General features: G+C 68.3%; 12 protein-coding genes. 2 read left to right on the forward strand and 10 right to left on the reverse strand.

Going from position 1 to position 10,296, the window contains the following annotated elements; translation table 11 throughout:
- Positions 1–511 (reverse strand): EscU/YscU/HrcU family type III secretion system export apparatus switch protein (locus AC1DYI_RS18300; RefSeq protein WP_477205558.1); only part of this gene is annotated, 511 nt, incomplete at its 3' end.
- 149 nt (positions 512–660) lie between these two features.
- On the opposite strand from AC1DYI_RS18300, the gene AC1DYI_RS18305 reads away from it, so the two are divergent.
- Complete coding sequence (locus AC1DYI_RS18305) at positions 661–1,593, forward strand: DUF3667 domain-containing protein (RefSeq protein WP_477205559.1); 933 nt, start codon at positions 661–663, stop codon at positions 1,591–1,593.
- Between the two features lie 117 nt (positions 1,594–1,710).
- Here the strand turns inward: AC1DYI_RS18305 and AC1DYI_RS18310 are convergent, their stop codons facing one another.
- The 4 genes from AC1DYI_RS18310 to AC1DYI_RS18325 form a co-directional block, all read right to left on the reverse strand.
- The gene (locus tag AC1DYI_RS18310) at positions 1,711–2,142 is read right to left on the reverse strand and encodes a hypothetical protein (RefSeq protein ID WP_477205560.1); all 432 of its coding nucleotides are present in this window, start codon (positions 2,140–2,142) and stop codon (positions 1,711–1,713) included.
- A 159-nt stretch (positions 2,143–2,301) separates the two neighbouring features.
- The gene (locus tag AC1DYI_RS18315; RefSeq protein WP_477205561.1) at positions 2,302–3,453 is read right to left on the reverse strand and encodes an alpha-hydroxy acid oxidase; all 1,152 of its coding nucleotides are present in this window, start codon (positions 3,451–3,453) and stop codon (positions 2,302–2,304) included.
- Between the two features lie 73 nt (positions 3,454–3,526).
- Positions 3,527–4,480 carry a LysR substrate-binding domain-containing protein gene (locus tag AC1DYI_RS18320; RefSeq protein ID WP_477205562.1) on the reverse strand — a complete coding sequence of 318 codons (954 nt, stop codon included), beginning with the start codon at positions 4,478–4,480 and terminating at the stop codon, positions 3,527–3,529.
- 23 nt (positions 4,481–4,503) lie between these two features.
- The gene (locus AC1DYI_RS18325; protein ID WP_477205563.1) at positions 4,504–5,013 is read right to left on the reverse strand and encodes a hemerythrin domain-containing protein; all 510 of its coding nucleotides are present in this window, start codon (positions 5,011–5,013) and stop codon (positions 4,504–4,506) included.
- A gap of 122 nt (positions 5,014–5,135) precedes the next feature.
- Here AC1DYI_RS18325 and AC1DYI_RS18330 point away from each other — a divergent pair, with 122 nt between their 5' ends.
- On the forward strand, positions 5,136–5,561 hold the full coding sequence (locus AC1DYI_RS18330) for a YbaN family protein (protein ID WP_477205564.1): 426 nt from the start codon (positions 5,136–5,138) through the stop codon (positions 5,559–5,561).
- Between the two features lie 10 nt (positions 5,562–5,571).
- On the opposite strand, the gene AC1DYI_RS18335 is transcribed toward AC1DYI_RS18330, so the two are convergent.
- From AC1DYI_RS18335 to AC1DYI_RS18355, 5 genes are all read right to left on the reverse strand, one after another.
- Positions 5,572–6,969, reverse strand: coding sequence for a diguanylate cyclase (locus AC1DYI_RS18335; RefSeq protein WP_477205565.1), 1,398 nt, complete (start codon positions 6,967–6,969; stop codon positions 5,572–5,574).
- 168 nt (positions 6,970–7,137) lie between these two features.
- Positions 7,138–7,878, reverse strand: coding sequence for a cupredoxin domain-containing protein (locus AC1DYI_RS18340; RefSeq protein WP_477205566.1), 741 nt, complete (start codon positions 7,876–7,878; stop codon positions 7,138–7,140).
- A gap of 58 nt (positions 7,879–7,936) precedes the next feature.
- Positions 7,937–8,395: a group I truncated hemoglobin gene (locus AC1DYI_RS18345; protein WP_477205567.1), complete on the reverse strand. Its 459-nt coding sequence runs from the start codon at positions 8,393–8,395 to the stop codon at positions 7,937–7,939.
- 11 nt (positions 8,396–8,406) lie between these two features.
- Positions 8,407–9,339, reverse strand: a complete 933-nt coding sequence (locus AC1DYI_RS18350) for a DUF3034 family protein (RefSeq protein ID WP_477205568.1) — start codon at positions 9,337–9,339, stop codon at positions 8,407–8,409.
- A gap of 140 nt (positions 9,340–9,479) precedes the next feature.
- Positions 9,480–10,296, reverse strand: an 817-nt coding sequence (locus AC1DYI_RS18355; RefSeq protein WP_477205569.1) for a Y-family DNA polymerase, incomplete at its 5' end; no start/stop codon positions are given.

Raw genomic sequence — 10,296 nt, forward strand, 5'->3', positions numbered from 1 at the left:
TCAGGCCCTGCCATTGCGCCTTCAGGTAGAACACGCCGACGGCGCCGACGATCGAGGCGAGAAGAATCATCTTCGCCAGGTCCACCAGGTGGCGCTTGGAGAACATCCGGCCGATGCCGGAGATCGGGTTGAAGCGGCCGAGGTCGGGTTTCAGGGCCTTGAAGCTGACGTTCCAGCCGCCGCCCAGCACCGCGGCGAGGATGGCCACGGCGATCATCATCAGCCCCATCGGCACGATGACCATCAGGCCCTTCAGCCCCAGCGCCCAGAATTGTTCGCCCATCGCCGCGGGGTCGGCGATCATGTCGTGGTCGAAACGCAGGCCCGACATCAGCAGCTGCTGCAGCCAGCCCGACAGCGGCCGTGCGGCGCCCATCAGCAGCGCGCCACCCATCGCCAGCGCACCGAAGTGCGCCAGGTCGCGGGAACGCGGTATCTGCCCGTCCTCGCGGGCTTTGCCTCTTTTTCGCTCTGAGGCGGGTAAGTTACGGTCTTGGGCGGAGTCGGACATGTCGACCGGGATGGTGCCGGGCCGGGCCGAAAACTTGAGCCGGAAAAGCTGCGGGATTGGCCGCCATTTCCGCCGCGGCCGTGGGATCGACGCGTCGCGGGCCTTGGCGGATCGCGCGCCCACCAAAGGCTCGCAATAATCGAGCCCTCGTGAGCGCCATCACCGTCATCCCCACCGCCGACCCGCAGACGACCGCCGTCGTCGAAGCCGCCCCCGCGCAAGAAGCCTGCCGCAACTGTGGCGAGGTGCTGCCGCGGCCCCGGCCCAACTACTGCGGGCATTGCGGGCAGGAAACCAACCTCAAGCCGCCGACGCTGCTGGAGTTCGCGCAGCAGTTCGGCGGCAGCTACATCTCGATGGAAGGCGCGCTGTGGCGCACCTTGCTGCTGCTGCTGTTCCGACCGGGCCGGCTGACGCGCGAGTACCTGAGTGGCCGCAAACGCCGCTACGTCCTGCCACTGCGGCTGTACCTGACGATCAGCGTCATCACGCTGCTGGCGCTGCAATGGTCGGGCGCGATGCGGCCCGCCGACGGCGCCGAGCTCCTGCGGTTCGACAAGTCGGACGAGATGAACGACACCCGGCTCGAGATCAGCGATCTCATCAAGGCCGGCATGGAGGACGGCAAGTTCGTCTGCCGTGGGATGCCGGCGTCGTGGTGCGATCGGCTGAAAGAGCGCTTTTCGCTCGACGCCAAGGGCATGGAGCGCGAGGTGCGCAAGGTGCCCGAGCGTTTCGTTTCGCACTGGGGCAGCGCGATGTTCGCGTTGCTGCCGCTGTATGCGTTCTTCCTGAAGCTCGTCTACTTCAACCGCCGCATGCGCTGGTCCGAACACCTGGTGTTCGCGCTGCACCTGCATGCCTTCATCTTCGCGATGGTGCTGGTCAAGCTGACCGGCGTCCCGGTGCTCGGCACGGCGGCGTTGGTGGCCATGCCGGTGTACTCGGTGATCGCGCTGCAGGTGGTCTACGGCGGCCGCTGGTGGGCCACCACGCTGCGCGTGATGACCCTGGGCTTTTTCTACTTCACGGCGTTGACGACGCTGATGGCCATCGTTGCAGTTTGGGCCTTCGTGGCCTGACACTCTTGACGCGGCGCCCCACAGGGGCCGCCGCCTTCAAGTGGCGTGCGCGGATCCGGCTTGGCCGGTCCGCTGCGCGAGCCCCCTTGGGGGGCAGCCCCGGGAGGGGCGTGGGGGTCAGTTGCTCAAACTCGACAGCACGCCCTGGATCGCTTCCTTCAGCTTGGCCTTGGCCAGGTCCTGGCACTGCTCGCGCGAGGCGTTCGGCAGTGCGTCGAAGGCGGTGGCTGTCTTGCTGGGCTTGAACACCAGCGACTTGGCCACGGTGACCGGCATCATCATCACGCGGGCGGTGACGACGCAGGTCTTGGCCTGGTTGAAGCCACCTTCGACTTCGCTGACGAAGCCCCAGCGCTTGGTCGGGTAGAGCTTGTTCAGCTTCTCGGTCTTGCCGGCCAGGCCTTCGGCCCAGATGGCCTGCGCGGCGGTCTTGTCCATCACGCTGTCGGTCGAATGGTCGAGCGTGATGTAGACCGGGTCGGCGGCGTGGGCGGCCACGGCCAGGGTCAGCAAGGGGGCGGCAAGCAGGCAGGCGGTGCGGGTTTTCATGGGGTTCCTTGGAGGCGCAATCTCCCCGCTCCCGCGGGGCGGCGAAAGTATACGCAGCCGCCCTGTTAGCCGGGCGCCGTGCCGGGCAGGAGAATCCCTTTGTCCGGCGACCACACGAGCCCCGGCATCTACGAATCTTCGTGATGCGCCGGCCGTCGGTCAGCCCGGCGCGGTGCCTGGCAACAGAATCCCTTTGTCGACGGTGTCGATCTGGGTGTGGCCACAAAACGCCATCGTCAGGTCAAGCTCCTTGTGGATGATCTCCAGCGCCTTGGTCACGCCGGCCTCGCCCATCGCGCCCAGGCCGTAGAGGAATGCGCGGCCGATGAGGGTGCCGCGGGCGCCGAGCGCGCGGGCTTTCAGCACGTCTTGCCCCGAGCGGATGCCGCCGTCCATCCAGACCTCGATCTGCGAGCCCACTGCGTCGGCAATGGCCGGCAAGGCCTCGATCGACGAGGGCGCGCCGTCGAGCTGGCGGCCGCCGTGGTTGCTGACGATCAGCGCATCGGCGCCGGAGTTGGCGGCCAGCCGCGCGTCTTCGGCGTCCATGATGCCCTTGAGGATCAGCTTGCCGCCCCAGCGCTTCTTGATCCATTCGACATCGGCCCAGCTCAGGGCCGGGTCGAACTGCTCCGCCGTCCAGACCGACAGCGACGACAGATCACCCACGCCCTTGGCATGGCCGACGATGTTGCCGAAGCTGCGTCGTTTCGTGCCCAGCATGCCGAGGCACCAGCGCGGCTTGGTCGCCAGGTTGATCAGGTTCGCCAGCGTCGGCTTCGGCGGCGCTGACAGGCCGTTCTTCAAATCCTTGTGGCGCTGGCCGAGGATCTGCAGGTCCAGCGTCAGCATCAGCGCCGAACACTTCGCGGCCTTGGCTCGGTCGATCAGCCGCTCGATGAAGTCGCGGTCGCGCATCACATAGAGCTGGAACCAGAAGGGTGCCGACGTCGCAGCAGCCACGTCTTCGATCGAGCAAATGCTCATCGTCGACAAGGTGAACGGCACGCCGAACTTCTCGGCTGCGCGCGCTGCCAGCATCTCGCCGTCCGCATGCTGCATGCCGGTCAGCCCGGTCGGCGCAATCGCCACGGGCATCGCCACCTTCTGGCCGACCATCGTCGTTGCGGTCGAGCGGCCTTCCATGTTCACCGCCACACGCTGGCGCAGCTTGATCTTGGCGAAGTCCGTTTCGTTGGCGCGGTAGGTGCTCTCGGTCCACGACCCCGAATCTGCGTAGTCGTAGAACATGCGCGGCACGCGGCGTTGGGCGAGCTGGCGCAGGTCTTCGATGTTGGTGATCACGCTCATCCGCTGTCTCCGGGCATGTTCCAAGGGCGACTGGATGCTAGCGGGGCGAGCCGTCCGGCGGCCGGAAAGAAATTCAGCTGGCGGCGGAAACCAGCGCCAGCCCTTCGGCCGCCGCGCGTGCGCCGACTTCGTGCAGCCAGGCGGCCAGCGCTTCAGCGGCCGGTGTTGGGTTGGCGACGGGCAGCAACTGGTAGGCCGTGTCTGCCGGCAGCATCGGCGTCTGCCCGGCACCGAATACGGGCCGCAGTTCGCCGCTGCGCAGCCATTGGCGCGCGAGCGCAGGGCGGGCCAATGCCACGCCCTGTCCGCAGCGGGCGGCTTCCAACGTCAGGCCCAGGTCGACCAGGCGTGGGCCCTGGTCGGGCTCGGGCCAGTCCAGCCCCTGGGCGCGAAGCCATGGCAGCCAGGGGTCGACCGGCGTGCGCAGCAGTGGCACGCGGGCCAGGTCGGCTGGGGTGCGCAACACCTCGGCGGCCAATAGCGCGGGGCTGGCCAGCGGCAGCAGGTGATCGCGCCACAGCGGCGCGGGGCCGGTGGCGTCAACCGGGCCGTGGCGCACCGCCAGTTCGGCGTCGGCGCCGGCCAGGTCGAGGAAGGGGACCGAGAGCACGACCTCCAGCTCGATGCCAGGGTGCTGCTCGCAGAACTCGGGCAGTGCGGGCACCAGCACCTGGCGGGCGAAGGTGGGGGGCGCGCTGAGGCGCAGCCTTTCCTTGCGCTGGGTCGAGCGTTGGTGTTGCGGTATGGCCGCCAGCAGTGCAAGGACGTGGCGCACCTGCACGAGATATTCCTTGCCGACGGCCGACAAGACGAGTGACTTGGCGCCGCGCTGCAGCAGCGCCACGCCGAGCAGTTCTTCCAGGGCCCCAATGCGCTTGCCGATTGCGCTGGCGGTGACCGCCAGTTCGTCGGCCGCACGCTCGAACGTGCCCAGGCGCGCCGCCGCCTCGAAGGCGCGCAGGCCGTCGAGCGAAGGCAGGCGCACATCAGGCGAGAGCGATGGCGGGGGCGGCGGTGGTGCGCTCACGCGCCCACTCTAGCGCCGGGCGTTCACGCGGGTGCGGTTTCGTCGGCCGGGGTGGCGGGTGAACAACTGGCCCCGCCGCAGCCGGTCATGCCCTGGGCCGACGGCGGCCGTGCGATCGAACCGGTGACCACGTCGTAGCCGATCTGACCCAGGTGGGCGGCGAGCGCCGCGTCCATCGATTGCGCATGGGCGCGGAACCAGGCGCCCAGCTCGGGCAGCATGCGTTCGAGCGGGCCGAAGTCGCCCTGCTCGCCGGCCACCCGCGACACCTCGTGCATCAGACCCAGCACCTGTGCGTGCTGGAAGCTGTGGCAGTTCTCGGGGGCAAAGCCGGTGKCCGTCATCCAGCGGTCTTCCTGCCCGAAATGGCCGACGGTGTGCTGGACCAGCGTTTCGTAGGCGGCCAGCGCCGCGGCGGGTGAATCGGCCAGTGCCAGTTCGGTCGCGCCCAGCAACGCGACGAATTCTTCGTGCGTCGCGTCCATCTGCTGGTGGGACAAGGCGAGGTCGTCGGTCCAGGTCAGCGTTGGCATGGCAGGTGGTCGAGAGTGAGGGTGGGCCACAGATTCTCGCGGTGCCGCAAGGGCCACGGTCGATCGATCTGGTGTGACTTTGATCTGACGCAAACCTGGCCGGCTGCGGCCACAATCGCCGGATGCCGACGGAGCCTCATGCCGACCCCGACGTGGCCGTGACCACCGTCACCACCGTCGCACCGGTCGGCTGGATGCGGCCGTTGTGGTTGACCGCCGGCGCGTTGGCGTTGCTGGTCGGCTTCATCGGCATCTTCCTGCCGCTGCTGCCCACCACGCCGTTCGTTCTGCTGGCGGCGTTCTGCTTTGCCCGCGGCAGCGAGCGCTGGGAGCGTTGGTTGCTGGCGCACAAGCTGTGGGGCCCGATGGTGCGTGATTGGCGTGCCACCCGGGCAGTGCCGCTGCGAGCCAAGCAGTTGGCCACGGTGATGATGACCGCCAGCAGCGTCTGGGCGGCCTGGACGATCCCCTCGATCTGGCGCTTCATGCCGGCGCTGTGCTGCACGGCCACGGCCATCTGGCTGTGGCGCTTGCCCACGCGCCGCTGAGCACGCTGGCTCAGGCCGGTTGACGTTCGACCTGGCCTTCTGCCAAGGGGGCTTTGGCCGCAGTGGTGGGGGGCTTGCAATGCACCCTGTCGCGCCCGCCGTGCTTGGCCTCGTACAGCGCTTCATCGGCCCAGAGCACCAGCTCGGCCGTGCTTTGCTTTGAGGCGTCGGTCAAGGTGGCGACACCGATGCTGACGCTGACATGGGGCCGCTCGGGCACGTCGGTGGGCAGTTTCAATGCCTTCACGGCGGTGCGCACGCGGTTGGCCACCACCTTGGCACCGTCGAGCGAGCAGTTGGGCAGGATCAGCGCGAACTCTTCGCCGCCGTAGCGGGCGACGACATCGTCGGGCCGCAGGCCGGCGCCTCGGGTGGCGTCGACGATCATCTGCAGGCAGCGGTCGCCCTGCTGGTGGCCGAAGTGGTCGTTGTAGTGCTTGAAGTGGTCGACGTCGAGCATCAGCAATGAGACGTGGGCTTGTTGCGGCACCGTCTCGCCACGCTGGCGCAGACGCAGCGAGCGGGCGTGTTCCTGGCGCAGCAGGTCGTCGAAGTGGCGGCGGTTGGCGGCGCCGGTCAGGCCGTCTTCATTGGCCAGGCGCTGCATCGACTCGCGGGCTTCTTTCAGGCGCAGCGCCATGTTGTCCAGTGCACGCAGCAACTGGCCGGGCTCGTCGTCGCCCGCCGGTGGCGCACTGATCGCGAGATTGCCGCCTGCCACGGCATTGGCGAAGCGCACGGCCTCGCGCAGCGGCACGGTGATGCTGCGCGTCAGCCACCAGGCCACGAAGGCTGCGAGCAGCAGCGCGACGCCCGAGATCGTCAGGATCGCGACGTCCGAGCGGTTGGCGTTTTCGTCGAACGAGAGCAGGCCGGTCTCGATCTTGCGGTACTGCCATTGCAGCAGTGCGTCCAGGTCCTGCAGCCAGCGGTCGTGCACCGGCAGCACATCGGCATTCAGGATGCGCGCGGCGCGGCCGGGGTTGAAGCCTTTCACGCTGTCGCGGGCCTCTTGCATCGGCTCGACGACCGCCGCGGCGTAGCCGGCCATCGCGACGAGGTACAGATGCTCTTCCGGGCTGGCCGGCGTGGCGGCAAAGCGCGCGGCCACGTCGCGGTAGCGGCGGGCTTCGTCTTCGATGTCCTGCATACGGGCCAGCGACGCGTCTTGTGTCGTCACCACGGCCAATTGCTGCGCGTACATGCCCTGGCGCACCAAGTGTTGACGCATCGCCTCGAGGTCGGCCAAGCGGCCGTTCGAGGCCACCACCATGTGCACCAGCTGGTCACGCGAGTTGCGGGCGCCGCCCAGCGCGATCCCTGCCACGCCGATCATCAGCAGCAGGATCAATGAGAAACACAGGCCGAGGCGGTAGCCGATCGACAGGTCGCGGGGAGAGGAGTGCATGAGGCCGGGCAACAAGAGACAAGCCCGGCCGGCAAGGCCAGGTCACCTCGGTGTTTCGGCCGCACCAAGCTGGGGATGAAGTGCGGGGCGCGCAAGCCGCGTGCCTGCCGCTGTGTACACGCCGGTTGCGCGACTTGCGTCACGCCCGGGCGCGGCGCGCCCGCTGTGTCAGCTGCGGCGGCGCTTGGGGGTGAAGTTCAGCGCGGCGTCGACCTTGGCCGGCGCGGCGCTGACCTGGACCTTGACCGACGCCTGGTCTTGCAGCTGGTCCGGGTGCCAGACGACGACTTCGGCCGCACCGTCGGGCACGCCTTCGATGTGCGCGATGCCTTTGGCGTCGGTCTTGGCGAACCAGGGCGTCGCGCTGACATAGACCTGGCCGCGCATCGAGCCGTGGATGTGGCAGCCCAGACCGATCGGCCCGGCGTGGTCGGCCTTGACGTCGGCGGTGCTGGTACCAGACTTCTTCTTGGCCGGGGCGGCGGGCTTGGTGTTGTAGTCGTCATAGCCACCGTAGCTGCTGCCGCCGCCGCTGGCCGGCGCGCCGGTGCCGTCCAGCCGCAGCTCGAAGTATTCGACCGCCGGCATGCTGCCCAGCGGGCCGCTCGGCACCGAGCGCACGTGGTGGTCGTAGCTGTCCTTGTTGACAAAGCGCAGCACGCTGCCGACCGGCACGACGGTGAGGAAGGGCTGGAAGCGCAGGTCCTGCTGTGCGATCACCACCGGTGCCGCGGCCGGTTTGGCATTGGGTTGGTTGGGCACTTGCACCAGCACCACCACGTCGGCGGCCGGCTGGCCTTCGCGGTCGACGACGTTGATGTCCAGCGTGCCGGCCTGGGCCATGGCGGCCAGGCTGGCGAGCAGCAGGGAAGAGGCGGTACGGATGGGCGAGAAGTGATTCAGCAGCATGGTGTGGTCCAACAACGGGAATGAAAGTGGGCGGCGTGCGCGGTGATGGGGCGGGTGGTCAGGGCACGTTGACGATGTCGCGGTGCATCGGCGCGAGCTTGGCCAGCAGCCGGTTCTGCGCGCTGAAGGCAATGCCTTGCGCGTCCATCGCCTGCTGCAGCACCTCGACCAGCGCGTTGAAGTCGGCGCGTGTGATGTCGACCCCGCTGTGCACTCGCTTCATGTCGGGTCCATTGAGCCGGCACGGGCCGCCGGAGACTTCGCAGAATTGGTCGACCAGTTGGGCTTTCACGTGCGCTTGGTCGACGTCCTTGAAGAAGGGGTTCATGCGGGCATCGGCCAGCAGGCGCTGCATGAAGTCGTCCATCAGCTTGACCAGACCGGGCTGACCGCCGAGTTGCTGGTACAGGCTGTCGTCGCGGGTCGGAGCGGTCTGGGCCAGGGCAGGCTGCACGCAGGCCCAGGCCAGCAGACCGGCAGTGAGCCACGGGCGAAGGGTTGGAAAGAGGGTTCGCATGGCGGGTTCCGTCAGAACGCGAGTTGGGCCGACAGGTAGGTGCCGGTTTGCCGCTTGGTGACGACGGCCGGCACGATGTGGCCGAGGTCGACGTAGGCCAAGGTCAGCGAGATGTGCTTGTTCGGTGCCCACGCGACGAAGACATCGGCCCAGTCGTCTTCCTTCAGGCCCTCGGCCAGGATCGACGGGTTCAGGTTGTCGGGCTTGGCGCGGTATTCGACGCCGATCACCAGGTCTTTGCGCAGCAGCCAGGCCAGCGAGACCTCGGGCTGCAGGCTGTAGCTGTCGTGCTCGGTACCGCCAAAGCCCAGCAGCCCGTTCTGATTGGCCTTGGTCACCCGCAGCGTGCCGTTGACCAGCACGCCGGTGGCGAGAAAGAGCTTGGTCGCGCTGAGGTAGAGGTCGGTGCCGCTCAGGTCGGCGCCCAGCGCCTTCAGCGTCGGCTCCAGGTCGCCGGCGTCGGTGCGCTTGTGTTCGAGGCCGATGGCCAGCTGCGGCATCCAGCTGTCGCTGTCGAGCACCGCGTCACCGGCGAAGTGCCACTTCAGCCCGACGATGTCCTGCTTCAGGTGCAGGCCAGGCAGGCCCAGTGCCGGGCCGGTCGGGCCGGTGTCGAAGTCTTGCCGGGCGACCGAGAGTTCGAAGCGATCGTTGATGCCGATCGCGGCACCGTAGGCGTTCATCGCGTAGTCGTTCGTCACCACGCGGGTGACGTGGGCAGTGCCGCCGAACTGGTTCTGCGTCGCGTAGCTGGCGGTCACGGCCCACGGAGTCAGGCCGCCGCCGGCCGCGCCGTCGATGCTGCTGACGCCGCCGGTCAGCAACAGCTTGCCGCTGCCGTGGCTGATCGGGGGGGATGGAGGAGGGGATTCTTCTGCCTGGGTGGCGGCGCTGACGGCCAGGGCCAGCGCGGCGGCGAGGGTGGGCACAAGGTGTCGGGTCATGCAGGGGCTCTGAAAAGAGTGAAACCGATGGTGGGCCAAGGGCTCACCGGCGGACCTACGTCGACTGCGCTCGATTGGATGCACGCCGGACCGCGAGCGGGGCTGATTTTTTCAGCCCCCGCAGCCCGGCGTGCCATTGTTCACACGGCTTCGCCGTCCTGGGGCTCGAACAACGGCAGGTTGTAGGCCGCTGGTGGCTCTTGCGCCACAGTCTTTTCGGCCGGCTTGACGCGCCGGTTGGGAGCCGCCGCGGCTCGCGCCAGACGCGCCTGCCACTCACCGGGTGTCATCAGCTTGCCGCCGCGCACGCCCAGCAGCCGCAGCCGCCGGCTCAGGTCGACCCGCTTCAGGCATTCGCCGGCAGCGCGGCGAATGGCCGTGGCGTCGGCAGTGGGCTCCGGCAGCGTCAAGTCGCGGGTCACGCTCTTGAAGTCGTCGAAGCGCAGCTTGATGCCGATGGTCTGCGCCAGGTAGCCCTTGCGCGTCAGGTCCCTGGCCAGCTGGCTGCACAGCTGGGTGAAGATCTCGCCCAGCTCGGCCCGGTCTCGCTTCGCGTGCAGATCGCGGTCGAAGGTGGTCTCGTGGCTCATCGAGACCGGCTCGCCGTGGGTCACCAGCGGCCGCTCGTCGCGGCCCCAGGCGGCGTCGTTGAGCCAGGCGCCATAGCTGCGGCCGAATTGCTCGACCAGCCAATCGCGCTCGCGCTGGGCGATGTCGCCGACGGTGTGGATGCCCAGCTCGGTCAGCCTGGCCGCAGCCTTGGGGCCGATGCCGTTGATCTTGCGCGCGGCCAGTGGCCAGACGCGCGTTGGCAGGTCGTCCATCGTCAGCACGGTCAGGCCGTCGGGCTTGTCCAGTTCGGAGGCGATCTTCGACAGCAACTTGTTCGGCGTGACGCCGATCGAGCAGGTCAGGCCGCCGGTGGCGCGCTTGACGTTGTTCTTGATCTCCAACGCC

This window comes from Ideonella sp. P3_A4 (assembly GCF_056403075.1).